Genomic DNA, 26,913 nt, shown 5'->3' with positions numbered 1-26,913 from the left:
GACAAACGTATTACCCCACCGGCGCTTGCTGGGCGGATGCGACACACGAGCGGCCTTGGCTGTTCTGAACGTATTTTGACGGGGTAAACATGCACGACACACTCCAAATCAGCACGAAGTTTTCCAGCGGCAACGCAGGTTCGATCACGGGCTTGGCTTCACCGTATGGCGGCGATCCTGACAACCACGGCGATGTCGTCGCGCCGGGGGCCTTTGCCGCTTCTCTGCGTGGCGCGGATACGATCCCGATGCTTTGGCAGCACGACCATTCACAGGTCATCGGGCATTGGCACACCTTCACTGAAACCCCGGCAGGCTTGATGGTCAAAGGTCAGCTGAACCTAGATACGCCTGAAGGCCGCAATGCCTTTGCGCACCTTAAGGCTGGCGACATCAAAGGTATGTCCATCGGCTACATGGTATCACCGACAGGCCAGAAGCGATTGCCCGGTGGCGTTCGGATGCTGACAGAGGTGACGCTCAAAGAAATTAGCATCGTGACCGTTCCTGCCGCTGACAGGGCAGGCGTGACAGAGGTCAAATCGTTTGAGAGCCGCAGCGAACTGAAAGCGGCATTGCGCGACATCGGCCTGTCAAAGGCGGCGGCTGAACTTGTCGTCAAGGGCGGCTGGGCCGCGCTGTCAAAAGCAACACCCGACATCACTGAACTGAAATCGGCGGCACTTGCAATTCAGCATGCCGCAAAATGGAAAGTCTAAGGCAATGACAAACCACACACACGACATCGACGTGGCAGAAGCCACCAAGGAACTGCTGAACGCTGCGAAGTCCATTGGCGGCATTGAGCAGCGACTTAGCAATATGGAAGGCCACATCGCAAAGGCCGATGAAGAGGGCGAGAAAATGTTCGACGAAGTAAAATCACTCAAGATTGCGGCCAATCAACGCGCCTTTGGCGGTGAGCCTATGCAGTCCTGGGGCCGCGAATTTATCGGCAAGAAAACGTCTGAACTGTCCGACCTTTCCCGTTCCAACGGCGGCAAGGTTCAGATGGACGTGAAGGCCAATCTGACCACGAGTGCATCCTCTGGCGGCGCTATCGACGTTCCTATGCGCGATGCGACGGTCGGCTTGCCTAAACGGCGCATGATGGTTCGGTCGCTGTTGCAAGTCATTCAGACGGAAAGCGGAACGGTCGAATATGCCGACCAAACGACCCGCAATAACAATCCTTCGACCGTTGCAGAAGGCGGCGTGAAACCTGAAAGCAACTATGAATGGGAATTGAAGAACATTCCCACGCGGGTCATCGCGCATTGGGTCAAGGCGTCCGTTCAGATCCTTTCCGATGCACCGCAGATCCAAGGCCTGATCGACAGCGAATTGCGCTATGGTCTGGTGCTGGCCGAGGAGGCGCAGCTTCTGTTTGGTGACGGCACCGGGGCAAACCTGACGGGCCTTGTACCGAACGCTGCGGCCTTTGCTGACCCTCTGGCAGCTTCTGACCCGGATATGATCGACATGATCGGTAGCGCGATCCTCCAGGTCGGCTTGGCAGACCATGCGCCGGACGGCATCATCATTCACCCGTCCGATTGGTGGCGCATGCGGATGCTGAAAGATGCTGATGGCCGCTATATCCTGGGCAATCCGCAAAGCGATGTCGTCCCGAGCCTGTTTGGCTTGCCGGTCATCCCCACAAAGGCAATGCCGGTCGACAAGTTTCTTGTCGGCAGCTTTTCGGAAGCGGCAACCCTTTACGACCGCTGGCAACCGCGCGTCGAGGTTGGCTACGTGAATGACGACTTCACCCGCAACCTTGTGACGATCCGGGCAGAGGAGCGCATCGCATTGGCGGTGAAGAAGTCCGACGCGCTGGCATACGGCGACTTTGGCAACGTGGCCTAAATTTGACCGATCGGTGGCGGCGCTGATGTCGCCACCGATCACACCGTAGGGGCGGCGGCTATTTTTTCGCCTGCCTACACATTTGAAGGGGTCTAGAAATGGTCACGGAAACAGAGCGGATCGCTATTCTGCTACAACTCGAAAACGATCAATTCGAGAAAAAAGCACAATCCGCTGCGAAATCTATTCAGCGCATGGAACAGCGTTTTGACCCGTTGGCCAAGGCGGCGCAACGCTTTGAGCGTGAACAGCTACAGGTGAACCGGGCATTGGCCGCTGGCAAGATCGACGCTGATCGCGCTGCAAAGCTGATGGACAATCTAAACGCGGAATATCAGCAGGCAACGGCAGGGGCGACCGCCTTCGCCAACTCGAACGCAGGGCTGACCAACGTTCTGCAGCGCAATAAGAACGTAGCGCAGCAGCTTGGCTATCAGGTGGGAGACTTCGCGGTGCAGGTGCAAGGCGGCACGTCCGCTATCACGGCCTTCACACAGCAGGGAACGCAGATGCTAGGGGTGTTTGGCGCATACGGTGCAATCGCTGGCGCTATTTTGGCTGTTGGCGCACCAGTCATTGCCAGCTTTATGAGCAGCGGCGATGCGGCGGAAACCTACGGCGACGCAATCGAAGAATTGCAGGCGTCCCTAGATGCATACAAGGCCGCTGCGGACCTTGCCGGAATGTCCACCGATGACCTGACAGCCCGCTTTGGCGACGGTGCAAGCGCATTGCAGGGCCAATTGGACTTGCTGCGCATACTCGCCATGAAAGCGGCGCTACAGGACGCACAGACGGCGGCAGCGTCACTGACAGACGAGTTTGGCGGTCTGTTTACAGCGATTGACCAAGGGGGCCACAACGGGCGCAACGCGATTGCGCGGATGACGGACGAATTTGGGCTGTCAAAGGATCAAGCGTTGTCCTTGCGTGACGCCTTGGACAGCATTGGGGCGGCAAGAGGGCCGGGCGAGATCGCTGACGCTTCAACCCGTCTTAATGACATGCTCATTGCGATCTATGGTTCAGCCTGGGAGATCCCCCCTCAATTCGATGCAATGGCAGAGGCGGCGGCGAACGCGGCGCGGGTCGCGACGGAATTGGACGCAGCGATTGGCGAGGTCCACAATTCAACCCTCGATGCGGTATTAGCCGCGTATGAAATTGGCGAGGGCATATACAGCGCCCTTCCATCGGCTGACACCTTGCTTATCCGTATGCGCGAAGTCGCCGGGGCGGCATGGGACGCGGCTGCGGCCTTCACAGCGGCACAGAACGCCGAGGCCAAGGCGGCACTGGCTGCAAAGCTGGCCCCGCTTGGCGACGACGAGCGCGGCACGCAGACAGACCAAGTGCAGAGCGCGGGCGAGTTTCGCGGGCAACAGAACCTTGGCGTGGCGAACGCCCGGTCATCGTCTTACCTCAACCCAAGCGCACCGAAGAAGGCAAGCGGCGGCGGGTCTAAGTCGAAGGGTTCCGGCAGCACAAAGACGGAAACGCCTTTCTATGCCGACGTAGAGCGCGACATTCAGGCGCTGGAACGACAGATCGAAACGATTGGCAAAACATCGGCAGAGATTGCCGAGATGAAGGCCCGCTACGACCTGTTAGACGAGGCGAAAAAGCGCGGCATTGCTGTAACCGACGAACTAACGCAGCGGATCAATGCAGAGGCGGCAGAGGTTGGTCGGCTGACAGGCGAGTATGAGGCTGCGCAAGACCAGATCGCAGCTTTGGAGGGCCTAAACGAGTCGTGGAAAGACAGCATCATTGACGCAGCGATGGGCGGCGCTGATGCGTTTGACCAGTTTAAGGACGCAATCAAACGGGCGGCGATTGAATACGCGATTTTCGGCACTGGCACCTTTGCCAACATTGGCGGTGGCGGTGGTGGTTTGGGCGGTTTGGCCGGGGCGGCAATGAACGCTTTCGGCGGCTTTCGGGCTAACGGCGGGTCTGTCTCTAGCGGCAAATCCTACGTTGTAGGCGAACGCGGGCCGGAACTGTTCACGCCACCAAGCGGCGGCAAGATTATCCCGAACAACAAGCTGGGCGGCGGTAGGGACAGCGGCGGGGCGATGCAAGTCACGGTCGGCGTGTCGGCAGACAATAACGGCAACCTTATGCCGTTCGTCCAGAGCGTCACTCGCAACGGCGTGCAGCAAGGCATGGGCCAGCTACGCAAGGAAGTCCCCGGCATCGTGTCACGGCATACCAAAGTTTCAGGATAGGTTGGTATCACCTGCGCACCGTCTGCGCGAACGATCCCCGTTAGTCGGTGAGTGGGTAAACCGCCGACAAGGCACGGCCTGATCCTTTCACAGGCGCGGTGCAAGGCTGGCACGTCGGGGTAGGATCCGATGGGGCCAGCCTAATATAGCGCCTCTTCGCCTTCCGGTGTTATTTCAAACCAGCTTGAGTCATAATCGGGGTCGGTATTGGGTCGAATCCAATTCATCTGCAAGAGGCTCTGCTTAGTGACAGTTCCCGCGCCAGAAAATCGCTCCCAAGGTTCTGGCGTTCCAGAAAAAGCTTCCAATACTGCACGTTCTTGTGCCGTTGGTTTGCGGACTTTCATTTGGTCCAATCCTTTTGCAGAGCCACACCTGGACCATTGCCATTTGCAGGCAGAAACACAACGCCAGCAGCTTCTAGGGCGGCTTTCATCGCAGCTATTGCCTGATCCGACACGACCCTGCGTTCGCGCTCAAAGTCCACCACGGTCGAAAGCCCCAAGCTGGAACTTTCGGCTAAGGCGGTTTGAGAGAGTCCGATCATTCCACGGGCTGCACGGCTTTGGGCTGGGGTCATATCAACAATTCTTATTGACGGGCGGTCGGCCCTAGGTTAGCAACATTAATTGTTGATACACACACTGGGAGCCAAAGACAATGACCGCAACACCCAAGACGATCCAACAATGCGCGACTGATGCAACATTCCTTCACGGATTGCTGCAAGGTCTGGAAATCCTAATCAGCGAAAGCAACTCGAATTCGTCGCCAGCATCGAACGCAGCCTACGCGCTTGTGCATGAACTGATTGGCAAAGCTGACCGCCTCACGCTCGACCTTGAGGGGCTAGACCGCAAAGAGGGGGCCGCAGCATGACCGAGGAAAAGAACCCCCTGCGCGACCGTTTGGACGAGGCCGACAGCATCTTGGCAGACATGACCGGGCTGGCGAGTGCGCTCGAAATCTTGGCTTGGGATTATGCTCAAGAATCAATCAAGGGCGTTCACCAACGCATGCGGCGGGATGCGATCTGCGCCATTTCAAACGCGATGGGGCGATTGGTGGGCCGCGATGAAATGTTTGCAAAGGAGGCTGCGGCAGTTGAACGAAACAACGCCGGATAAAATTCCACTTTTCCCGTAACGTGAGACTTGCCACGCAAATAGATGCGTGATACGTCTCACGAAACGGAGGTGGTCCATATGACACTTTACACTTGCAAAACCACGACACGGACCTTTTCTGCCAAAGAGGTTGAGGAAATATCGGGCGTGTCCGGCGCTACACAGCGCGACTGGCGGCGACGAAACTTCATCGGCAAGATCCAAGGCGGCGGGCGGGCCAAATTTAGCCTAGATGACCTGATCGAGCTAACTACCGTTCACGCGCTAACCTCTGGTGGCATTCCTTTGCCGCAAGCGTTTGACCTTGCATCATTGGCTATCCTCCCTGTCATCGCAAATTTTGCCAGATGGAAGGACGACGTAACCGTTTTTGCTGGCGACCCAATTAGCGATGAAGAAAAAGGCCGCGCTTTAAGCGGGCTAGTTAAAGGCGTGTCCGACGATGACAATTGGTTGTTCGCTGTCATTGGCTCAAGTCAGCCGATTATGGGGCGCACTGATGATCTACGGAAGTTAGACGGCGGGATGCGTGGCAGGCCGTGCGCTATTGTGATCGACCTGACCGGCATTGCCCACATAATCGCAGCCGCTGCGCCTCTACCATTGATCACGCTTGAAATCGAGAACACCGAGCAATGAGCAAACGTTCCGCCATACTTAAGCAGTCTGACCTTACCCGCTACGCAAAGGCGATGCAGGCGGCGGGCGTTGCTGAATGGCACGTTGACCTGTTGCCCGATGGGACGGTTTCAATCGTCGCTGGAAAAACCCCAGCATCACAGCGTGGGCCGAACCCTGATGAGTTGCTAGGATGAAGCGCAAGAACCCCTTTCCCGGCGTTACACGCGTGACGGATCGCCATGGCAAGGTGCGGTGGCGGTATCGGTCGCGTGGGTTATCTGCATACATCGGCGGGGCCTACGGGTCAGAGCAATTCCGTTCCGAATATGAGGCGGCAGTGCAGGGGGCAAAGGTGCCGGTGCGGTCCCGTGCCGATCATGGCACTATCACATGGCTGATAGAGCAATACCTTGGCAGCTTACGGTTCAAGAACCTTTCGGACAGTCGCAAACGGACGATCCGGCTTGAATTGGATTGGCTGCGCGGCGTCGCGGGAAAATATCAATATGCTAGTTTGCAAGTGCGGCACGTCGAAGCCCTGATGGGCAAAAAGACAGGGCCAGTTGCGGCAAATACCGTCAAAAAGAACCTTTCGATGCTATTCAACTTTGCAGCGCAAAAGATGGGCTATGCCGGATCCAATCCCGCACGACATGCCGACCGCCGCACAATCAATCCAGACGGATACCACACTTGGACCGACGATGAAGTTGACAGATTTTTAGATACGCACGGACCCGGCACTAAAGCGCGTCTGGTGCTGTTGCTGGCGCTAAATACAGGCATGGCGCGGCAAGATTTAACCCGCGCTGGACGGCAGCTTGTAAGCCGCACTGACGGCGTTGATCGGATCGCATATCGGCGCGGGAAAACATCTGTCGCAGCAGATATGCCGATCTTGCCCGAACTGGCCGAGGAGCTACGGCACGTCGCGGCGGATCGGATGCTTTTCATCACGCATGACGGCAGAGACAAGCCATATACGCCCGCTGGTTTCGGAAACTGGTTCCGTGACCGCTGCACTGAGGCCAACGTTCCGGGGTCACTACACGGGCTGCGTAAGGCCGGTGCGACACGCTTGGCGAACGCTGGCGCGAGTGAATGGGAGATCGCTTCTTACCTTGCTCACACGGACACAAAAGAGGCGGCGACGTATACCAAAAAGGCCAATCGCGGGCGGCTGTCTGACAGTGGTTTTGCGAAGGTAAACGTGACCAACCTAAAAGATAGGTTGGACAATTCTAATTCTAAGCCCTTGAAAGGAAAGAACTAAAATGAAACCGTGGCAGCCCGTAGGGGAGTCGAACCCCTCTTTTCAGGTTGAAAACCTGACGTCCTAACCGATAGACGAACGGGCCACTGTTGGTAAGGGGGCTTCTAAGTAATGCGCTGGGGGGGTGCAAGAACATTTTCACCTAAGTTTGGAAAAAAGTTGCCGCCCCCCATTTTTCGCAATTTAAGCGGGTGCGGCATCCTCAAGTCGCAACTGCGGGCTTTGCCGGCCTTGCCATGTGTTGACCTCCAGCCGGCCAACAAGGTGAAAACGCGCGCCGCCGTGCTGCGTCAGACGTGCGCCAAGCGGCCCATCCATCGCGCCAAAAGCGATTGCATCGATGCGTGCCCCCAAACCGTCGCCAAAAGTCACCTTCAGATGCCCCGTGCCGACCTGTTTTGCGAAAAGAATCTGGCAATCGGGAAAGGCGAATCGCGGGGCGGGGGCGCCGGCACCAAAAGGACCGGCCGCCGCAATTTTTTCGATCAGCTCGACCGTTGCCGCGCCCGGCATTAACAACGCATCGATTCGCAGATCCGACGGCCCAAGGGCACCTGCGCCCTGTTTGTCCAATAGGGCGGCGATACGGTCCATTGCGGCGGGGAGCATGTCCTCTGCCACAGTCAGGCCGGCGGCCATTTTGTGACCGCCGCCTTTCAATAGCAATCCTTCGGCAGCGACACGCTGGATCACCGCGCCAAGGTCGATGCCGCTGACGGACCGGCCAGAACCTTTGCCAGTGCCGTCCTCCAGTCCGATGACGATGGCAGGGCGATTGGTGGCTTCTTTCAGGCGAGCGGCGACAATGCCGACGACACCGGGATGCCAGCCTGCGCCGGCGGCCCAGACCAGGGGGGCGTCAAGACCGCGCGCGGTCGCTTGTTCCAGCGCGGCTTCGCGCACGCGGTTCTCGATCTCTCGGCGTTCAGTGTTCAGCTGGTCTAGGCGTTCGGCCAGTGCGCCCGCTTCGACCGGGTCAGCGGTCGCCAGCAGGCGTGCGCCCAGATCTGCGGCCCCGATGCGCCCGCCCGCGTTCACGCGCGGGCCCAGCAAAAAGCCAAGGTGATAGGATGTCGGGGCCTGATCCATGCCCGCCACATCCGCCAGCGCCACCAGCCCGGCGCGCTGCCGCCGCGCCATCACGGTCAGACCCTGACGCACCAGCGCACGATTCACGCCCACCAATGGGGCCACATCGGCCACGGTGGCCAGCGCGACCAGATCGAGCAGGGCCATCAGATCAGGCCCTTGATTGCCGGCAGTCTTCATCTGGCGGTTCGCTTCGACCAGCATCAGGAATACGACACCCGCCGCGCATAAATGCCCCAGATCGCCGTTTTCATCCTGACGGTTCGGGTTCACCACGGCCAGCGCAGGTGGCAGAGTTTCAGCGCCCAAATGGTGGTCCAGCACAATCACGTCAGCAGCCGCGGCGGCCGCGATAGGGCCGTGCGAAACCGTGCCGCAATCGACGCAGACGATCAGATCGTGATCCTTTGCCAGCGCGGCCATTGCCGCGTCATTGGGACCGTAACCTTCGTCGATACGGTCCGGCACATAAAGTGTCGCGCGCAGGCCCATGTCGCGCAGCCAGACCAGCAAAAGCGCCGCCGACGATCCGCCATCCACGTCATAATCGGCAAAGACGGCGATCCGCTCGCGTGCTTTGACGGCAGCCAGGAACCGGGTCGCCGCCTTTTCCATATCACGCAGGCTGCGGGGGTCCGGCAGCAAGTCACGCAGGGTAGGGGCCAGAAACGCGGCTGCATCGCTGGCGCGAACGCCGCGTTTCACAAGGGTGCGGCATAAGGCGGGCGGTAATGCCGTGTCCTGCGCCATCGCTTCGGCCAGACGATCTTCTTCTGCGGTGGGGCCGATCCAGCGGCGTCCGGTCAGAGAAGCCCCAACACCCAAATACGCCGCTTGATCTGTCATCGTGTCACCTGTGTCTTGTGGTCATATCCGCCTTTGCAAAAGGCATGGGCCACCAGATGCCCCTTATGCGACCGGATTGCGATAGCGCATGTGCCGCACAGAGCCGGTCTTGGACCGCATCAGCATGGTTTCCGCCGTCACAAACCCCGGCTCGCGCTTGATGCCGGGCAGCAGGCTGCCGTCGGTCACACCGGTCGCGGCAAAGATGACATCGCCGGTGACCATATCATCGCGCGTATAGACGCGATCAAAATCCGTGATTCCGGCCTTGCTGGCGCGGCGGCGTTCGTCGTCGTTGCGGAACATCAGGCGACCAAAGATTTGCCCGCCCATGCATTTCAGCGCGGCTGCGGCCAGTACACCCTCTGGCGCGCCGCCAGAGCCCATATACATATCAATGCCCGTGCGCGCGGCGTCGGCGCAATGCATGACGCCGGCGACATCGCCATCCGTGATCAGCCGGATCGCGGCGCCGGTGGCGCGGATTTCGGCAATCATATCCTCGTGGCGCGGCCGTTCAAGCACGCAGACCGTGATATCGCGGCTGGTGCAGCCTTTGGCCTCTGCCAGCGCCTTAACGCGGTCGGCGGGGCTCATGTCCAGGGTCACGACGCCCGGCGCAAAGCCCGGCCCGATGGCAAGCTTGTCCATATAGACATCGGGCGCATGCAGCATGGACCCGCGCGGCCCCATGGCGATGACGGCCAAAGCGTTCGGCATGTCCTTGGCGGTCAATGTTGTGCCTTCGAGCGGATCAAGCGCGATATCGACGCCCGGGCCGTTTCCCGTGCCGACTTCCTCGCCAATGAACAACATCGGCGCTTCGTCCCGCTCGCCTTCGCCAATCACGACGACGCCGGCAATGTCCAGTTTGTTCAGCTGGGTGCGCATGGCATCGACAGCGGCCTGATCGGCAGCCTTTTCATCACCGCGCCCGATCAGCGGGGCGCAGGCGATGGCGGCGGCTTCGGACACCCGCGCCAGACCAAGTGACAGGCTGCGATCGTTGAAGTCGGGAATCGTAGACATGGTAGCTCCTTCGCATGTTGCCTTGGCCTAGCGTTTAACCGGGCGGCATGACAAGCATGTGATCGCTAACAGGATTTGCGATTTTCACCCCGCATATTGCGGGGCGCTTTTCGCTAGACCGCTTCGATACGGATTGCGACAGGGGCAGTGGTCACAACGCCGGTCTGGGTGAAACGCGCCAGAGCTTCGTCCAAGGCAGAGCGTGTCGTCTTATGCGTCACGATCAGCACGGGGGCCGCGGTGTCGTTATGATCGTATTGGCGCATCCGGTCGATACTGACACCCGCATCGCCCAAAGCGGCAGCGACCTTGGCCAGCGCGCCGGGTTTGTCCAACAATTGCAGGCGCAGGTAATATGGTGCCGGAATAGCGGCCGTCGCGGCGCGGGCGCGGCGCAGTGTGTGCGCCGGCTGGCCAAAGGTGGCATAGCGGGTGCCGCGCGCCAGATCCATGACATCGGCCATAATGGCGCTGGCGGTGGGGCCTTCGCCTGCACCTGCGCCGCGCAGCACGATCTGGCCGACCGCATCGCCTTCCAGCACGACCATGTTGGTGCCGCCTTGCAGCTGTGCCAAAGGCGACGTGGCGGGCACAAGGCAAGGCGACATGCGCTGTTCCAACCCGCGACCGGTCATCTGCGCCACGCCCAGCAGTTTGATACGGTACCCCATGTCAGCGGCCTGGCGGATATCTTCGATCGTGACCGCGCCGATACCTTCAAGCGCGACACCGCTGAAATCGACCTGCGTGCCAAAGGCAATCGCGGCCAGCAGCGCCAGTTTGTGCCCTGCGTCGATACCGCCTACGTCAAGTTCCGGGTCTGCTTCCAGATAGCCAAGCTGGTTGGCTTCCTCGAAAACCTCGGCATAGGTCAGACCTGCGTCTTCCATGCGGGTCAGGATATAGTTGCAGCTGCCGTTCATCACGCCCAGCACGCGGGTAATCTCGTTACCGGCCAGTCCTTCGATCAGGGACTTCACGACGGGAATGCCGCCCGCGACGGCGGCTTCAAAGCGGATGACGCGGCCCGTGGCCTCAGCCGCTTCTGCCAAGGCTTGACCGTGGATCGCCAGCAGCGCCTTGTTGGCACTGACAACATCCTTGCCAGCGGCAAGGGCGGCTTCGGTGGTATGTTTGGCAGGCCCTTCATGGCCGCCCATGACTTCGATCACAACGTCGACGTCGTCCCGCGCGGCAAGGGCGACAGGGTCGTCTTCCCATGCGTAGCCGGACAGATCGACGCCGCGATCCTTTTGCGACCGGGCAGAAACCGCAGTAATCACGATGGGCCGCCCGGCGCGGGCCGCCAGCAGATCGCCATGGTTTTGCACGATCCGCAAGATGCCGACACCCACGGTGCCAAGTCCCGCGATACCAAGGCGAAGGGGGTCTGACATAAGGGGGGCTCCGATATTGCGGCGATAAGTTGTGGCGGTACTAGCGAAAAGCGTGGGCTACCGCAACGCGGCCCGTGCGATGCCCTGCTGCATCCGGGCGCGTGTCGCAGCGTCGATCACCGGGCCGCGCAAGGCGGCGGCGCGGGCGCGCAAACCGGCAGTGCTGCCATCCATCTGCGCAGTCGACGTAGCTGTAATCCGGCCGGGCTGCGCCGCCTGCGCCAACAGCGGGGCCAAGGGCTGCAATTGCGGATAGGGTGCCGCGGCGGCGGCAGCGGAAACGCGACCGTCAAGCGATGGCGCATCGGCGCAGCCGGCCAGCAGCAGAAACGTCAGAAACAAGGGACGGGCAGGGGGCATGGGTGCTACCTTTGGGACACGCAGGCAACATAGCAGGACAGGCTGCGGGGGAAACCGCTTTTCATCTGAACGCATGTTCAGTTAATGGGGGGCATGGCGCGCAAGCAAGGCTCTCATGCCGGGATTACCGGACCAAAGGTGCAGGACGCCGCACTGCGGCTGTTCGCCCGGCACGGCTATGCGGCTGTGTCTATGCGCCAGATTGCGGCAGAGGTCGGTGTACAAGCCGGCGCGCTTTACAATTACACCGCCGACAAGCAGTCGCTTTTGTTCGACCTTTTGCGCGGGAATATGACGGATCTGATTGCCGCACTTGACGACGCGGGTTTGACCGGAACGCCTTTGGCCCGGTTGGATGCCTTCACGCGGTTCCATATCCGGTTTCACCTGCCCCGCCGGGACACCGTATTTCTAAGCTATATGGAACTACGCAACCTGACGGATGAAAACTTTGCCCAGATTGCCGATCTGCGCCGCATATACGAAGACCGCCTTGAAAGCATTCTGCGCGACGGCGTTGCATCAGGGGATTTCAGCATTTCCGATTGCCGCGTCGCAACGCTGGGCCTGATTGCACTGTTGACGGGAATCACAAACTGGTATCGCCCGGATGGCCGCCTGACTGTGCCCGAGATCGAGGCAAATTACTGTAAGCTGGTCTGCCAGTCGGTCGGCGCGAGATTGGATTGAGTTTGCAATGCAGCCCGTGTCATGACGATGACGCACGATCCGTCCCCGACGATTCATGCACCCGCCAATTGTAATCTTGATGAACCTGCACCGGAGCATCCCCTCATGACCCAAGCCGCGCCGCCGACCCTTGCACCGACAGCCATCCGGACAGCGACGGGCATTGGCGTCATGCTGGCGGTTGCCGCCCTGCTGCTGCGTTCGGCCGTCTCGCAAGGCCCGATTGCGCAGGCTTTGATGATTGCCGCAGGATTGGCCGCGCTGGCGCTTGGCTATGCGATGTGGCAGGGGCGGGACGACAGTCTGATCTGGACGCAGGACGGGCTGACGGATGCGGCAGGCCACCTGATTGCCGCGCGCGGCGATATCATCGGCGTTGATCGCAGCCCGATGGCTCTAAAGCCGTCGAACGGGTTCACGTTGCGGATGAAAACTGCGCAACCACGCGGATGGCAGCCGGGGCTTTACTGGCGCATGGGCCGGCGGATTGGCGTCGGCGGTCTGACGCCGCCGAGCGTGTCAAAGGCGTTGGCCGACCGGATCGCGCTCGATATCGCGGGCGTCATCTGACGCCCAGCAAAGTCTGCCTAACGGTTCGTCAGGACGAGCCAAGTGCCACGGCAGGCCACTGTCTGCCTAGCAGATCCGGTCGTCGACGGTGGCCGGCGTGTTGTCAAAACAAGTTTGACCGAAACGGGGTGCGGTGAAAACATAGGTCTGCATCACGATGTCCTTGATTTCGCCGTCGCCGTCATTACCGCCCCAGACGTTCCGCATACCCAAGTTGTAGGCGGAATCGTAATGGGTCCAGGTTTCGACCAGGATCAGCCGATCTTCGTTCCCCATCTTTGGCAGTTTTGCAGTCATCGTTTTGGCGTCACTCGTCTGTAGCTTTTCCTGTTTCCCGGTGCTTTCGTCGTTGCGAACCTCTGACCAGACCACGTGAAAATGGTCGTCGGTGCCATCGGGTGTCAGACTGGTTTTATCGTGATATCGCAATACGCTGACACGCATTTCCGGATTCGCATCGCTATAGGTCAAAAACTGTAGCAAGCCATAGACACCGTCTAGATAGGTGTCTGAAATGCCATTTGTTTCCCGGCTCATGACGTCGGCAATGGTCATGGCAGCCTTTTCACTGATTGCCTCGGCGCGGTAGGCGTCGAAATAGGCCAGCGTCGCCAGAAACGTCCAGAACATGATCGGTGCCAGGATCAGGAATTCGATTGTCAGCGTGCCGTCTTCCTGCCGCCACAGGCGGTGCAGCGCCAAACGCAGGCGAGTTGTCATCGTCATTGGAACGGCTCCATCACATAGGCGGAGGTTGCGGTCAGCGAATAATAAGAGTCGTTCGAGTCTTCGATCAGGGCCTTTCCCAAACCAGCAAAAGGCAGCAGCGGCTTGATCTTCATACACACGCGCAGCATCATCAGATCGTTGTTGGCGCCGTTCACAATGTTGACCGTGGCGGGCGTGGCCGCGGCCTTGTCGACGCAGGCGATCTTGCGTGATGGCGCGACAAAGGTTGTCGGGCCAGAGGTAATCATCTCCAGCCGAAGGCTGGATTCACAATCCACCATGATCAAGGCGTTTTCACAGGTTTTCGTCACCAGTTTGTCATGGGTCGGATTATCCATGATGCCTAGGCGCACTTCCCGCACGGTCAGGTCCAGGCCACGTTCCAGCATAACCTGCTGCATGGAATACATGCCCGCCTCGATCGTCATGCCGAACATCATCCAGATGACTGGAAACAGAATAACAAATTCGACCGTCGACGATCCGGCTTCTGACGCACGGAACCGGCGCATTCGTCGGCAAAAGGACAAGGGGCGGGCCCTGCGTATCTTGGAAATGCGGCGCATCATTGGGTCAACCGCAGATCTGTAATTTGCTCTGCGATATTCGCAAAGATTTCGTCCAATTCCGCGCCGGAAGTTGCAAAGAAGTGGTTTGTGGTGCTGGCGCATTTTGCCATTTCCGTCCGGCCTGCGACCGCATCGGAATCATTGTCATCGCCAGACATGGAAATGGCATAGATGATAATGCCTTTATTCTTAGCTGCGGTGCACATGCTTTGCATATATCCGACGCCCTGCGCTGCGGTATAGAACTCGGAGCAATTCAGATAGGTGCACTGCGATACGTCGGGACCATTGTTACTGCTCTGCATAGCCCAGGCAAGGTTATGGTGTGCCCAATAATAAATCTCGCTGGGATCATCGTAAAAGCTGTCGTTCATACGATAGGACCGGTCGTTATATCCGTCAGTCATCAGCACGATATATTTCAGCGATTTGACTTTGCTATTGGCACCGGCTTCGGCCTCATAAGGTTCCGGGCGCCCGGCAAAGGCGTCGTCGATCATATCTGACGGCAACTTGGCAATTGTCGTCTGGAACGATGGGTCCAGCAGCGTCGCACCCCACTTCAGGCCAAGAAAAATAGACGTACCGGCGCGCGGCTGGAATTTCTTGATGGCGGTTGTCAATTCATCGCTGTCTTGGCTGATCGGGATGATCCGTTCGAATGTTTCTTTCGGGCAGACGGGTTGATCCAGTGCCGGGTTAGCTGTGTTTCGCGTATATCCCGATGCGGCTTTGGATGTGCTACCGAATCCATAGGCGTTGGTCTGGATATTCTGGGTTTGGTCATATGTCGTACTGGTGCTGAACGACGTCGTCGTAAACGAACTGGCCGGCAATTCGATACAATGAGAGAAATTGTGATTCTGGTTGACTTTCAGTTCATTAAATAGACTTGGCCCGATATTGACATGTTCTGAATAGGGGACGAGCGAAATCGAAATCCGGTCTTCGTATTCTGGGACCAGCAAAGTCTCGATGAATTTGACTGCCGCAGTGCGTAGCTTGTCGATGCGGCGGGTCGTCGTGCCGTTGATGTAATAATACATCGAACCCGATAAATCGAGAACAAGAGAGACTTCAACAGCGCCAACGCCCTGAACTGCAGTCGAATTTGCAATCGCTGACAGCGTTTTGAAATCGTTTTCACTCTTGGTGGCGTATAAAACGTTATTCAGATGACGCATGAAAAAGGTATCAAGATCGTAACGGCCCTTGACCGAAACTTCACGCCTTTTGTAGCCTTCAGTTACAATCGGCGCACCGTCCATGCTGTCTTCTAGGCCGGATTTTACGAAATAATCCTGCACAACGCTTGCCGGGTCCAGCGATTGGTCCAGGTTGGCCGCCGCCAGTGTGGCGCGGTCGGTCACGCCCTGCAATGTGGCGCGGCGGGATTCAAATCGCATCAGATCGACCGCAATGCCGCCCCATACCATCATGATAAACAGCATCGGCAGAAAGACGATGAAAAGATTGCCATCCTCGGACCGGGCAAGATGCAACAGCCAGCTCCGGATCCGGTTGAACCGTGGGCTATGGGACGGGTCAGTCTTTTGCATCATTCTTTTTCCTTCAATTGCCATCTGGGCAAGGCGCGCGCGGAATCCCACTTCGCCAACCCGACATAGACACCGATGGGGTGGCAAAATTGCGGCAGAACTGAGCCGCGGAACTGGCCAAATTGCAGTCTTGCGATGACAGTCACCTATCGGGCAGGCGATTGTATCGAAATCGGCGATACAGGCGGATTGTTTGGCAAGCGTTTGAAAGCCTGCGTTAACTATCTGTTGTGACAGCGCGTGTTGTGTTGGGCCTTATCGCGAATCGGGCTAGGCTTCGACTTACACCGTACTCATGCGGGCCGCCGAAGGGCGGCGTATTGAAAAAGGATACGACGATGGACCAGCAGACCACTGCGCCAGAACCCGGTTTTCGCGAAAGCGTCGACATCATGTTTAACCGTGCGGTTAAGCTGATGGACCTTAGCCCCGGCCTGGAAGAGAAAATTCGCATCTGTAACGCCACCTATGTCGTCCGGTTCGGTGTTCGCCTGCGCGGTGCTATCCATACGTTCACCGGATACCGGTCGGTGCATTCCGAACATATGGAACCGGTCAAGGGCGGGATTCGCTACGCCCTCAGCGTTCATCAGGACGAGGTTGAAGCGCTTGCGGCCTTGATGACGTACAAATGCGCATTGGTTGATGCGCCTTTCGGCGGGTCCAAGGGCGGTTTGTGTATCGACCCGCGCGCTTGGGACGAACATGAGCTGGAACAGATCACCCGCCGCTTTGCCTATGAGTTGATCAAACGCGACCTGATCAATCCGGCGCAAAACGTCCCCGCCCCCGATATGGGCACGGGAGAGCGTGAGATGGCCTGGATCGCCGACCAGTACAAACGGATGAATACGACCGACATCAACGGTTCAGCCTGTGTGACAGGCAAGCCAATCAACGCGGGCGGTATTCAGGGCCGGACAGAAGCGACGGGGCGCGGCGTGCAGTTCGCCCTGCGTGAATTTTTCCGCCACCCGGATGATGTCGCAAAGGCGAAACTGTCAGGCAAGCTGGCCGGCAAGCGCGTCATCGTGCAAGGTCTTGGCAACGTCGGCTATCATGCCGCCAAATTTTTAAGTGAAGAAGACGATGCCATTATCACCGGCATCATCGAACATGACGGATCGCTTTACGCCGAAGCCGGTTTGGATGTCGAAGACGTCAAAAAGTGGATCATGAGCCATGGCGGCGTTGCGAATTACCCCCATGCCACGCATGACGCCAATGGCGCGGCCTTGCTGGAACATGACTGCGACATCCTGATTCCTGCTGCGTTGGAAGGGGTCATCAACATGACCAATGCCGACCGGATCAAGGCACCGCTGATCATCGAGGCGGCGAATGGCCCGACCACCGCAGGCGCTGATGAAGTACTGCGCAGTAAGGGTGCCGTGATCATTCCCGATATGTATGCCAACGCGGGCGGGGTGACGGTGTCCTATTTTGAATGGGTCAAAAACCTGTCCCACATCCGTTTCGGCCGGATGCAGCGGCGCGCAGAAGAAGCGCGTCATGAGCTGATCGTGGCAGAGCTGGAGCGACTGGACGACATGCTGGAACACCGCTGGTCGATGACACCCAACTTCAAGGAAAAGTATCTGCGCGGTGCGGACGAACTTGAATTGGTGCGGTCCGGCCTCGATGACACTATGCGGACGGCTTATCAGGCCATGCGCGAGGTATGGCATAGCCGCGATGATGTCCCTGATTTGCGCACTGCCGCCTATCTGGTGTCCATTCGCAAGGTGGCGGACAGCTACCGCGCCAAGGGGCTTTGACCTTGTGCGCAGGCGTGGCGGCGACCCCGCAGCGCCTGCCGCATGACGCAGCAAATTTGCTAGCGTTAAACCGGAATTGCGCAGGCGGTGGTGGCTATCGTCAGGTCCAGTCGCCGCGTCCGGTGCCCACAGCGTCTGCAACCTGGGCAAAGCCGTCGCGTTCCAGCAAGGCATCAAGCCCTTTTGCAATATCTTCGGCCAACCGGATGCCGCCATACACCAATGCTGTGTACAGCTGGACGGCTGACGCGCCTGCGCGAATCTTGTCATAGGCCTGCTGGGCCGACCCGACGCCGCCGACGCCGATGATCGGCAATTTGGTCAATCCAGCCAGATGCGCCAGCACCCGCGTTGATTTTTCAAACAACGGTTGACCGGATAGACCGCCGGCCTCGGCGCTATGCGGGCCATGCAGGCCAACCCGATCTAACGTGGTGTTTGTCGCGATGATGCCCGCAATGCCGGCGGTATTGGCGACCTCGGCAACCTCTGCCAGCTCGTCCAGCGACAGATCCGGCGCGATTTTCAGAAAGACAGGCACCGGACGCGCCAGCGCATCGTTCGCAGCAACCACACCGGCCAGCAGGGCCGACAAAGCAGCCTTGCCTTGCAAATCGCGCAGCTTTTCCGTGTTGGGCGAGGATACATTCACGGTGGCAAAGTCGATGTGATCACCGCAGGCGGTCAACACCTGTGCGAAATCGCCGGCGCGATCGCCCGAGTCCTTGTTCGCGCCAAGGTTCAGGCCGACGATACCTTTGTGACCTTTCAAACGCGCTGCAATTGCTTCCATACCATCGTTATTGAACCCGAACCGGTTGATGGCAGCCTTGTCCTGCGTCAGGCGAAACAGGCGCGGTTTGGCGTTGCCGGGTTGGGGGCGGGGCGTTGCGGCTCCCACCTCGATAAAGCCAAAACCGCAGCGCGACAAAGGCGCAAGCACCGTCGCGTTTTTGTCGAAACCCGCCGCCAAGCCGACGGGGTTCGGCAAGGCAAGTCCCGCAACCGTTGTGCGCAACCGGGCAGAGGTGACAGGCCCGTCGCTGGGCCCAAGCCCCATTTTCAGCGCTGTCAGCGCCAGTCCGTGCGCCCGTTCGGGATCGAACTGCTGCAAAAGGGTCAGGGCCAGATCATCAAGGTGGCGAAACATCGTTTAGTCCAGTTCGGGAAATTGATGCAGACCGTCCTTGATGGGCAATGGTTTGGCCCAGCGTACGTCATCATCCAGCAGGGGGCGATACAGGTGCGGGAACAGATCGCCGCCGCGCGACGGCTCCCACCGCAGATCCGGGCCAAGGGCCTGTGCATCAACGGCAATCAGCCACAAACCCGCGACATCGGCGAAATGCCGCGCCGCCGTCTCTGGCACCTGGGCTGCGGTTGAAAAGTGAATGAAACCATCGGCCAGATCGACAGGCGCACCTGCCGTTGATCCGTCCGCACGCAGGGCGTCCCATTCGGGGCCGCGAAAGATTTTATAGATCAGCATGATCACTGAATGACGCAGGGCAGGGCCAAAGGCAAGCACCTGGGCTGCGGGGGCCTGCGCGGATGCCCGTTTTGTAGTCAGTTGCTGAAATGGCTCGCCTGACCCAACGGCAACTGACGGTTTGTCATAGGAGCTTCATTTGACTCGTGTGCGGGTTGCGGCCAATCTTTGACCATCAGTTTAAAAATAAGACAGGGATACCTCATGAACTTTCGCATTTTGGGAACCTCTTGCGCGCTTGCCCTTCTGGCCGGCACCGCAAGCGCGGATTACAGCCTGACCATTCTGCACACGAACGACTTTCATGACCGCTTTGAGCCGATCAGCAAATACGACGGCCCTTGCGCTGCCGAAGACAATACCGCCGGCGAATGCTTTGGCGGCTCTGCCCGTCTGGTTACCGCACTGGAAGAGGCGCGCGCCAAAACCAACAACTCTATCCTTGTGGATGGCGGCGACCAGTTTCAGGGCACCCTGTTTTACACCCAGTACAAAGGCACCATGACGGCCGAGTTCATGAACAAGCTGGGCTATGACGCGATGACCGTGGGCAACCACGAATTTGACGACGGTCCCGAAGTGCTGGGTGCCTTTGTTGATGCTGTTGATTTCCCAATCCTGATGTCGAACGCCGATATTTCGGGCGAGGCGCTGCTGTCTGACAAGATCGCAAAATCCGCGATTATCGAACGCGGCGGCGAAAAGATCGGCCTGATCGGCCTGACCCCTGTCAACACGCCGGAAATCGCCAGCCCCGGCCCGAACATCACCTTTACCCAGCCGGCAGACGCGGTGCAGGGCGAAGTGGACAAGCTGACGGCTGAAGGCGTCAACAAGATCATCGTGCTGTCCCATTCGGGCTATATGGTGGACCAGGATGTCGCGGCGAATACGACCGGTGTTGACGTCATTGTTGGTGGTCACGACAACACGCTGTTGGGTGACATGGAAGGGGCCAAGGGCAAGTATCCGACCATGGTCGGCGATACCGCCATTGTGCAGGCCTATGCTTACGGCAAATACTTGGGAGAGTTGAACGTCACCTTCGACGACGCTGGTGTCATCACCGAAGCGTCTGGCCAGCCGCTGGTCATGGACGGCTCCGTTGCCGAAGACCAGCCGACCGTTGACCGCATTGCCGAACTGGCAGAACCGCTGGAAGCCATCCGGTCCGAAATCGTCGGCAATGCCGCCGAGGCGATCGAAGGCAACCGTGACGTCTGCCGCGAAATGGAATGTTCCGGCGGTAACCTGATTTCCGACGCCATGCTGGCCCGCGTGGCCGATCAGGGGATTCAGGTTGCAATCTCGAACTCTGGTGGCATCCGCGCCAGCATCGACGCGGGCGAGATTACCAAAGGCGAAGTCCTGACCGTGCTGCCGTTCCAGAACACGCTGTCCACTTTCGAAGTCACCGGCGATGTGCTGCTGCAAGCGCTTGAAAACGGCGTCAGCGCCGTGGGCGAAGGCGATGGCCGCTTCCCTCAGGTTGCTGGTATCACGTTCGACGTGACGGCCGCGAACGAGCCTGGCAGCCGCGTGTCCAATGTTATGGTCGGCGACGCGCCGCTTGATCCGGCTGCAACCTATGGCGTTGTGTCCAACAACTTTGTGCGCAATGGCGGCGACGGTTATGCCATGTTCGTATCGGCGGCCAATGCCTATGACTACGGCCCCGATCTGGCCGATGTCGTGGCCGAATATATCGCCGAGGTTGGCACCTATACGCCTTACACCGATGGCCGCATCAACATGAACTAAAACGACTGCACCGCCCCGAACCAGCGTCGGGGCGGTGCGCCAAGCGACCCGGGAATTCCATCACAGGGTTAGCGTCAGGCGGCTGATCGGACGAAAGATGTCCGCTTGGCCCGCTGCAGACCTTGCGCCGCATCTGGCCAGCGGCTGCAATCTGCCTTATGTTTTCGCCATGTGTGGACGCATGGCAATCACCCTTCCGCAGGACGCAATGGCGCAGGTTTTTTCGGCTGCGCCGGCCAATGACCTTCCCCAAATCCCCAACTACAATGTTTGCCCAACCATGCCGGTGCATGTGGTGACGTCAGATCAGGGCAGCCGGCGGCTGCGGGGCATGCGCTGGGGATTCGTGCCGCATTGGTACGATACCCTTACAAACGGTCCGCTGCTGATCAATGCACGTTCCGAGACGATTGCACAAAAGCCTGCCTTTCGCGATGCGGCCCGCGCGCGGCGTTGCCTGATCGTTGCCAGCGGTTTTTATGAATGGAAACGGGAAAAAGGGCAGACGCCGCAGCCATGGTTCGTGGACTGCAACGATGGCGCGCCGATGGCGATGGCGGGAATCTGGCAGTCCTGGGACAGGGGCGATGCGCCGGTGCAATCCTGCGCTGTCGTGACCTGTGCGGCAAATACCGCCATGGCCCCGATCCACGACCGTCTGCCGGTGATCATCAGGCCGCAGGACTGGCCGCTTTGGCTGGGCGAGGCGGGGCACGGGGCAGCCGTTCTGATGCGGCCCGCGCCCGATGACCTGCTGCGGTTTACTAAGGTTTCGCAGCGCGTGAATTCAAACCGTGCAAGCGGGCCGGACTTGCTGACGCCGGTCGAATGACCCGGCCTAGTAGCTGTCGGGCGCAACGCCGACTTTGACAGCGGCATTGGCAAGTTTCACCGTCGAACGGCTTTTGGTGTATGTCGAATTGGTAATCGTCACAGCCGATGAAAGCCAGATCCACGAACCGGACCGCAGATCAGAATATTTCGTCGTCCTACCGTAAACATCGGTATAATAGAACGTCACATAATAGCCGGTCTGGTTATAGATCGCGACCGACTGACCACTGCAAATATAGTGGATGTCCGGCACATAGCCTGTTGGCTCGATCCGCATGATTTTTGTCACATCACCGCAACCGATAGCCGCCGCCTTCATGGGGGCCAGCAGGGCGAATATGGTCAGGCAAGAATGGATCAGCAATTTGCGCATTGGCTCGTCCTCCGGTCGGATTAGCACATTAGTTCCCCGTGTCTTGCTGTGAAAAGGTGGCGCGACTAAGGCAAAATGATGCGCGAAAATGGGCTTGCACCCGAACGCTGGGCAGGGCTATACCCTAACCTGCAAAGCGCGCGGGCGTTGTGTAATGGTTAAGACCTCAGTTTTCCAAACTGAAGATACGGGTTCGATTCCCGTCGCCCGCTCCATGCCTTTCCCTCTTTCTAATCCTGCTGCCTGGCGGCGCGGTTGAACGAATGTGCCGCAGCGCCTTTTGCTTGTGCCTCGGCTGTCACAGTTTTATGTGCGACCCAGCTTAATCAGGATGAATGATATGGCCGACGCGCCCCCAGTCACCGACGCAGAACGCGCCAAATCAAAGAATATGGGCGCGCTGCGCCAGCTTTGGCCGTTTATCGCGCCGTACCGACGGATGATGGCTCTGGCGTTGGGCGCGCTGACGTTGACGGCCTGCGTGTCATTGATTCTGCCGCTGGCGGTGCGCCGGGTGGTGGACAATTTTGACGTGCAGGCCGGGCAACTACTGGATCGCTACTTTGCCGCAGCCCTTGGCATCGCGGCGCTGCTCGCGGTTGGCACCGCCCTGCGCTACTATCTTGTCACGCGTCTTGGCGAACGGGTGGTGGCTGATATCCGCACGGCAGTCTTTGATCGCATGATCGGCATGTCGCCCGCCTTTTTTGAAAACATCATGACCGGCGAAGTGCTGTCGCGCATCACGACCGACACGACGCTGATCCTGTCGGTGATCGGCAGTTCGGTCAGCATCGCCCTGCGCAATGTCCTGATCTTTGCAGGCGGGCTGATTCTGCTGATGGTCACATCGTTCAAACTGACGGCGCTGGTGTTGCTGCTTGTGCCGGCCGTGATCGTACCTATCGTGGTGCTGGGCCGCCGCCTGCGCGTGCTGAGCCGCGAAAACCAAGACTGGATCGCCCAATCCTCTGGCAATGCGTCAGAGGCGCTTTTGTCCGTCCAGACCGTGCAGGCTTTCACCCACGAGGATCTGAGCCGCGAAAAATTCCGTACCGTGACCGAAAAAAGCTACGACGCGGCCCGCAGCCGCATCGCTGTGCGGGCCTGGATGACCGCCATCGTGATCTTTTTGATTTTTGCGGGCGTCGTGGGCGTCATGTGGATCGGGGCGCATGACGTGCGCGCGGGCAATATGACCGTCGGGGAACTGGTGCAATTCGTCATCTATGCCGTCATGGTCGCCGGTGCCGTCGGAGCCCTGACCGAGGTGTGGGGCGAGTTGCAGCGCGCCGCGGGTGCAACCGAACGCCTGGTAGAGCTGCTGAATGCCGATGACGCCGTGCGCGATCCGGCGACACCTGCTGCCCTGCCCAATGTCGCGCAGGGCCAGATCAGCTTTGATGATGTGACGTTCCGCTATCCGTCGCGCCTTGGCGTTGCGGCGCTTGACCATGTGAACCTGACCGTCCAGCCGGGCGAAACGGTCGCACTGGTTGGCCCGTCCGGGGCGGGCAAAACGACGATCATCCAGCTTTTGCAACGGTTCTATGACCCGTCAGAAGGCGCGATCCGTCTAGACGGCGTCGATCTGCGCGACATGGACCGCGCCGATTTTCGCAAGATGATCGCGCTTGTTCCGCAGGACCCTGTCGTATTCGGCGATACAGCGCGGGAAAACATTCGCTTTGGCCGCCCGGATGCAACTGATGCTCAGGTCGAAGCCGCGGCAAAGGCTGCTGCCGCCCATGATTTCCTGATGGCGCTGCCCGACGGCTACGACAGCTATGTCGGCGAACGCGGCGTTATGCTGTCCGGTGGGCAGAAACAGCGGATCGCCATTGCGCGTGCGATCCTGCGCGACGCGCCGATCCTGCTGCTGGACGAAGCCACCAGCGCACTGGATGCGCAAAGCGAACGGCTTGTTCAGGCCGCAGTGGATGATCTGGCCCGCAGTCGCACCACGCTGATCGTGGCGCACCGCCTGGCGACAGTGAAAAAGGCAAACCGCATCGTCGTCTTTGACGGCGGCCGCATCGTGGCGACCGGCACCCACGACGAACTGGTCGCTGAAGGCGGGCTTTATGCGCAGCTGGCGCGACTTCAATTCACCGACGGTATCGCTGCGGAATAGGAAATATCGTGGCGTCAGTCTTGCGACGCTGCGTCTTTTCCGGTCAGTGTTAACAGGTAATGACAGGCCGTAGAGCGGCCACAGACGTTCTGGGAGGGACATCATGGGATATGCAGGCCGGGCTGACGCCGCAGCCATCGAAGCGGAAACAACCTGGGCCGATCGTGACGTGCCCGTTACGACCTTTGCGCAGCTGACACAGACCGCCGGTAAATTCCCGGACCGCCCCGCGGTGACGTTCCAGTTGGAATCCGGCCCCAAGGACCCCGCCGAAACACTGACCTGGTCGCAACTGCTGGCGCGCAGCGCGCAAAGCGCGAACCTGTTCCGCAGCCTTGGCATCCGCGAAGGCGATGTGGTCGCCTTCATGTTGCCGAACTGCACCGAAGCAGTGCTGACCTATCTGGGCGGGCAGATCGCCGGTATCGTCAACCCGATCAACCCCCTGCTGGAACCTGAGCAAATCGCAGCCATCCTGCGCGAAACCGGGGCAAAAGTCCTGGTCACGATGAAGTCTTTCCCCAAATCCGATGTGGCGCAAAAAGCCGCCGCCGCCGTCGCGCTTGCCCCCAATGTGGGGCATGTGATCGAAGTGGATCTTCACCGCTATCTGACCGGCGCGAAAAAGCTGATCGTGCCGTGGATCCGCCCCAAAAACGTGGCAAACCACAAGGCGACGATCTTGGACTTCGACAAGTCGGTGAAAAAGCAGTCAACAACCCTGCAGTTCATTGACAGCCCTGTGGACCGCGTCGCGGCCTATTTCCATACGGGCGGCACGACCGGCATGCCAAAGGTGGTGCAACATCTGTATTCCGGCATCATCTACAACAACTTCCTTGGCGCGCGTCTGCTCTTCACCGAACAAGATGTGCAGATCTGCCCGCTGCCGCTTTTCCACGTCTTCGCAACCATCGTCTCCTTGGGCGCTTCGCTTGGGTCGGGCGCGCATGTCGTGTTCCCGACACCGCAGGGCTATCGCGGGGCAGGGGTGTTCGACAACTTCTGGAAACTGATCGAACGCCACAAGGTGACATTCGTCATCACCGTGCCGACCGCCATGTCCGCCCTGATGCAGCGCCCGGTCAATGCCGATATCTCCTCGCTCAAGCTGGTGTTCTGCGGCTCCGCACCGCTTCCGCTCGAACTCTATCGTCGCTTCGAAGAGGCCGCCGGCGTGACGATCTGCGAAGGCTACGGCCTGACAGAGGCGACCTGCCTTGTGTCGATCAATCCACCAAGCGGTCAGAAAAAGGTCGGCTCTATCGGCATTCCGTTCCCCTATACCCGGATCAAGATCATGGACGTCGAAAGCCATGTCGAATGCGGTGTGAACCAGATCGGGGAAATCTGCGTCTCCTCGCCCGGTATCTTCAACGGCAATACCTACACTGAGGCTGACAAGAACAAGAACCTTTACTACGCCGGCGACGATCACGCCGCCCAATTCCTGCGCACCGGCGATCTGGGCCGCATCGACGAAGACGGTTATGTCTGGATTACCGGCCGCGCCAAGGACCTGATTATTCGCGGCGGCCACAACATCGACCCCGCCGAAATCGAAGAGGCCCTCGCCGGTCACGACGCTGTCGCCTTTGCCGGTGCGATCGGCCAGCCCGATGCCCACGCAGGGGAATTGCCTTGCGTCTACGTCGAACTTGTTAACGGTGCCAAAATTACCGAAGCAGAACTTCTGGACTACGCCAAAGCGCATATCCACGAACGCGCAGCGCACCCCAAGTATCTGGAAGTCATGGACGAGCTGCCCAAAACCGCCGTCGGCAAGATCTTCAAACCCGACCTGCGTAAAAAGGCCATTGCCCGTGTTTACGACAAGGCCCTCAAAGACGAAGGTGTCAATGCGCAGGTCGAATCCGTGATCGAGGATAAAAAGCTCGGCCTCGTCGCCCATATCGCGGGCACCGCCACCGCAGACGAAATATCTGCAGTCCTGTCGAAATACACCATTGCCTGGAGCCAGTCGCAGTAACTGCCTCCGCGCCTTCATCTGGCAAGTTAAACTCCCGCCGGAGGCATCTCGTCATGCCTCCGGCGCTTTGCTTTGTGCTGCGCGCCAAGCCGCCGGCCACGGCTGATACCTCTTGCCTGCCATCCAGCCGGAGGGAATGATAGGGCATACCTTCTTTGAAAGGCCGTCCTATGCTTTGGTTCGCGATCGCTTGTCAAATGGGCCTGTGCACTGACCGCAGGCCGCCACCCACGGCAGAGCCCTACATGATCGTCAATGATGGCGGCGGTCAGTTGATCAGTGCAGAGGCGGACCGCGCCGACCTACTGGCCTGGGGCGGCCGGGTAGAGGTGCGCGGCTTTTGCAGGTCAGCCTGCGTCATCTTCACGACCTTGCCGAACGCCTGCGTCGGGCCGGCAGCGGTAATCGGCTTCCATGGATCCAATGTGAACCAGGGACCGATCGGCAATCAGCAAATGGCCCGTTACCTGCGCGGTGCGGCCAAGCGCATGTTTGTGCAGGAATGGCAGTTCATTCCCCCGACCGAAATCCACAAGATCACGGCCCGCCGCTATGCCGCACTTGATCCGCAGATCAAGCTTTGCGACGCATAGGC

Annotated in this window: 27 protein-coding genes and 2 tRNA genes; 16 read left to right on the top strand and 13 right to left on the bottom strand. The window is 59.2% G+C overall.

Annotated features, from left to right (window positions below; all coding sequences use genetic code 11):
* Positions 1-89: 89 nt before the first annotated feature.
* The 3 genes from SJY10_RS12310 (at position 90) to SJY10_RS12300 (ending at position 4,100) form a co-directional block, all read left to right on the top strand.
* The gene (locus SJY10_RS12310; RefSeq protein WP_386682996.1) at positions 90-719 is read left to right on the top strand and encodes an HK97 family phage prohead protease; all 630 of its coding nucleotides are present in this window, start codon (positions 90-92) and stop codon (positions 717-719) included.
* A 4-nt stretch (positions 720-723) separates the two neighbouring features.
* On the top strand, positions 724-1,869 hold the full coding sequence (locus SJY10_RS12305) for a phage major capsid protein (protein WP_386682994.1): 1,146 nt from the start codon (positions 724-726) through the stop codon (positions 1,867-1,869).
* Between the two features lie 98 nt (positions 1,870-1,967).
* Positions 1,968-4,100, top strand: a complete 2,133-nt coding sequence (locus SJY10_RS12300; protein WP_386682993.1) for a hypothetical protein — start codon at positions 1,968-1,970, stop codon at positions 4,098-4,100.
* 140 nt (positions 4,101-4,240) lie between these two features.
* On the opposite strand, the gene SJY10_RS12295 is transcribed toward SJY10_RS12300, so the two are convergent.
* Both SJY10_RS12295 and SJY10_RS12290 read right to left on the bottom strand, forming a co-directional pair.
* On the bottom strand, positions 4,241-4,447 hold the full coding sequence (locus SJY10_RS12295; protein ID WP_386682991.1) for a hypothetical protein: 207 nt from the start codon (positions 4,445-4,447) through the stop codon (positions 4,241-4,243).
* Positions 4,444-4,680 (bottom strand): transcriptional regulator, encoded by a 237-nt coding sequence (locus SJY10_RS12290; RefSeq protein WP_386682989.1) that lies wholly within the window; start codon positions 4,678-4,680, stop codon positions 4,444-4,446. Before SJY10_RS12290 ends, SJY10_RS12295 begins: the two co-directional genes overlap by 4 nt.
* An 80-nt stretch (positions 4,681-4,760) precedes the next feature.
* On the opposite strand from SJY10_RS12290, the gene SJY10_RS12285 reads away from it, so the two are divergent.
* From SJY10_RS12285 to SJY10_RS12270, 4 genes are all read left to right on the top strand, one after another.
* Positions 4,761-4,979, top strand: coding sequence for a hypothetical protein (locus SJY10_RS12285; RefSeq protein WP_386682988.1), 219 nt, complete (start codon positions 4,761-4,763; stop codon positions 4,977-4,979).
* Positions 4,976-5,227 (top strand): hypothetical protein, encoded by a 252-nt coding sequence (locus SJY10_RS12280; RefSeq protein ID WP_386682986.1) that lies wholly within the window; start codon positions 4,976-4,978, stop codon positions 5,225-5,227. Before SJY10_RS12285 ends, SJY10_RS12280 begins: the two co-directional genes overlap by 4 nt.
* A gap of 78 nt (positions 5,228-5,305) precedes the next feature.
* Positions 5,306-5,866 (top strand): MerR family transcriptional regulator, encoded by a 561-nt coding sequence (locus SJY10_RS12275; RefSeq protein WP_386682984.1) that lies wholly within the window; start codon positions 5,306-5,308, stop codon positions 5,864-5,866.
* Between the two features lie 340 nt (positions 5,867-6,206).
* A complete protein-coding gene (locus SJY10_RS12270; protein ID WP_386682982.1) occupies positions 6,207-7,121 on the top strand; it encodes a tyrosine-type recombinase/integrase in 915 nt (304 codons plus the stop codon).
* Between the two features lie 10 nt (positions 7,122-7,131).
* On the opposite strand, the gene SJY10_RS12265 is transcribed toward SJY10_RS12270, so the two are convergent.
* The 5 genes from SJY10_RS12265 to SJY10_RS12245 form a co-directional block, all read right to left on the bottom strand.
* Positions 7,132-7,206: transfer RNA gene (locus SJY10_RS12265), tRNA-Glu, on the bottom strand.
* A gap of 98 nt (positions 7,207-7,304) precedes the next feature.
* Positions 7,305-9,056 (bottom strand): single-stranded-DNA-specific exonuclease RecJ, encoded by a 1,752-nt coding sequence (recJ, locus tag SJY10_RS12260; RefSeq protein WP_386682980.1) that lies wholly within the window; start codon positions 9,054-9,056, stop codon positions 7,305-7,307.
* A 63-nt stretch (positions 9,057-9,119) separates the two neighbouring features.
* Entirely contained in the window at positions 9,120-10,085 is a 966-nt protein-coding gene (gene glpX / locus SJY10_RS12255) for a class II fructose-bisphosphatase (RefSeq protein WP_386682978.1), read from the bottom strand.
* A gap of 113 nt (positions 10,086-10,198) precedes the next feature.
* Complete coding sequence (locus SJY10_RS12250; protein WP_386682976.1) at positions 10,199-11,482, bottom strand: homoserine dehydrogenase; 1,284 nt, start codon at positions 11,480-11,482, stop codon at positions 10,199-10,201.
* Positions 11,483-11,539: 57 nt separating this feature from the next.
* Positions 11,540-11,842 (bottom strand): hypothetical protein, encoded by a 303-nt coding sequence (locus SJY10_RS12245; protein WP_386682974.1) that lies wholly within the window; start codon positions 11,840-11,842, stop codon positions 11,540-11,542.
* Positions 11,843-11,935: 93 nt separating this feature from the next.
* Between SJY10_RS12245 and SJY10_RS12240 the strand changes: the two genes are divergently transcribed.
* Together SJY10_RS12240 and SJY10_RS12235 are read left to right on the top strand one after the other, a co-directional pair.
* Positions 11,936-12,532, top strand: a complete 597-nt coding sequence (locus tag SJY10_RS12240; RefSeq protein ID WP_386682972.1) for a TetR/AcrR family transcriptional regulator — start codon at positions 11,936-11,938, stop codon at positions 12,530-12,532.
* Positions 12,533-12,637: 105 nt separating this feature from the next.
* Entirely contained in the window at positions 12,638-13,102 is a 465-nt protein-coding gene (locus SJY10_RS12235; protein WP_386682970.1) for a hypothetical protein, read from the top strand.
* A 66-nt stretch (positions 13,103-13,168) separates the two neighbouring features.
* Here the strand turns inward: SJY10_RS12235 and SJY10_RS12230 are convergent, their stop codons facing one another.
* The 3 genes from SJY10_RS12230 to SJY10_RS12220 are packed head-to-tail and all read right to left on the bottom strand — an operon-like array spanning position 13,169 to position 15,962.
* The gene (locus SJY10_RS12230) at positions 13,169-13,828 is read right to left on the bottom strand and encodes a TadE/TadG family type IV pilus assembly protein (protein WP_386682968.1); all 660 of its coding nucleotides are present in this window, start codon (positions 13,826-13,828) and stop codon (positions 13,169-13,171) included.
* On the bottom strand, positions 13,825-14,343 hold the full coding sequence (locus SJY10_RS12225; RefSeq protein WP_386682965.1) for a TadE/TadG family type IV pilus assembly protein: 519 nt from the start codon (positions 14,341-14,343) through the stop codon (positions 13,825-13,827). The genes SJY10_RS12230 and SJY10_RS12225 overlap by 4 nt, the downstream gene beginning before the upstream one ends.
* Before the next feature lie 53 nt (positions 14,344-14,396).
* The gene (locus SJY10_RS12220) at positions 14,397-15,962 is read right to left on the bottom strand and encodes a pilus assembly protein TadG-related protein (protein WP_386682963.1); all 1,566 of its coding nucleotides are present in this window, start codon (positions 15,960-15,962) and stop codon (positions 14,397-14,399) included.
* Positions 15,963-16,297: 335 nt separating this feature from the next.
* On the opposite strand from SJY10_RS12220, the gene SJY10_RS12215 reads away from it, so the two are divergent.
* Entirely contained in the window at positions 16,298-17,737 is a 1,440-nt protein-coding gene (locus SJY10_RS12215) for a Glu/Leu/Phe/Val dehydrogenase (RefSeq protein ID WP_386682961.1), read from the top strand.
* Positions 17,738-17,837: 100 nt separating this feature from the next.
* On the opposite strand, the gene SJY10_RS12210 is transcribed toward SJY10_RS12215, so the two are convergent.
* Positions 17,838-18,887: a quinone-dependent dihydroorotate dehydrogenase gene (locus tag SJY10_RS12210; RefSeq protein ID WP_386682958.1), complete on the bottom strand. Its 1,050-nt coding sequence runs from the start codon at positions 18,885-18,887 to the stop codon at positions 17,838-17,840.
* Between the two features lie 3 nt (positions 18,888-18,890).
* A complete protein-coding gene (locus tag SJY10_RS12205; protein ID WP_386682955.1) occupies positions 18,891-19,226 on the bottom strand; it encodes a DUF952 domain-containing protein in 336 nt (111 codons plus the stop codon).
* Between the two features lie 204 nt (positions 19,227-19,430).
* On the opposite strand from SJY10_RS12205, the gene SJY10_RS12200 reads away from it, so the two are divergent.
* Positions 19,431-20,987, top strand: coding sequence for a bifunctional metallophosphatase/5'-nucleotidase (locus SJY10_RS12200; RefSeq protein ID WP_386682952.1), 1,557 nt, complete (start codon positions 19,431-19,433; stop codon positions 20,985-20,987).
* Between the two features lie 169 nt (positions 20,988-21,156).
* Positions 21,157-21,819, top strand: a complete 663-nt coding sequence (locus SJY10_RS12195; RefSeq protein WP_386684663.1) for an SOS response-associated peptidase — start codon at positions 21,157-21,159, stop codon at positions 21,817-21,819.
* A gap of 6 nt (positions 21,820-21,825) precedes the next feature.
* Here SJY10_RS12195 and SJY10_RS12190 read toward each other — a convergent pair whose 3' ends face one another.
* Positions 21,826-22,194 (bottom strand): hypothetical protein, encoded by a 369-nt coding sequence (locus SJY10_RS12190; RefSeq protein WP_386682949.1) that lies wholly within the window; start codon positions 22,192-22,194, stop codon positions 21,826-21,828.
* A 140-nt stretch (positions 22,195-22,334) separates the two neighbouring features.
* Between SJY10_RS12190 and SJY10_RS12185 the strand changes: the two genes are divergently transcribed.
* The 4 genes from SJY10_RS12185 (at position 22,335) to SJY10_RS12170 (ending at position 26,911) form a co-directional block, all read left to right on the top strand.
* Positions 22,335-22,409: transfer RNA gene (locus tag SJY10_RS12185), tRNA-Gly, on the top strand.
* A gap of 125 nt (positions 22,410-22,534) precedes the next feature.
* Positions 22,535-24,328, top strand: coding sequence for an ABC transporter transmembrane domain-containing protein (locus tag SJY10_RS12180; RefSeq protein WP_386682947.1), 1,794 nt, complete (start codon positions 22,535-22,537; stop codon positions 24,326-24,328).
* Between the two features lie 103 nt (positions 24,329-24,431).
* Positions 24,432-26,318 (top strand): acyl-CoA synthetase, encoded by a 1,887-nt coding sequence (locus SJY10_RS12175; RefSeq protein WP_386682944.1) that lies wholly within the window; start codon positions 24,432-24,434, stop codon positions 26,316-26,318.
* Between the two features lie 170 nt (positions 26,319-26,488).
* A complete protein-coding gene (locus SJY10_RS12170; RefSeq protein WP_386682941.1) occupies positions 26,489-26,911 on the top strand; it encodes a hypothetical protein in 423 nt (140 codons plus the stop codon).
* Positions 26,912-26,913 lie beyond the last annotated feature (2 nt).

This window comes from Loktanella sp. R86503 (assembly GCF_042466455.1).
In the GTDB taxonomy this organism is placed as follows: Bacteria; Pseudomonadota; Alphaproteobacteria; order Rhodobacterales; family Rhodobacteraceae; genus Loktanella.
This window is presented reverse-complemented; position numbering and strand designations above follow the sequence as displayed.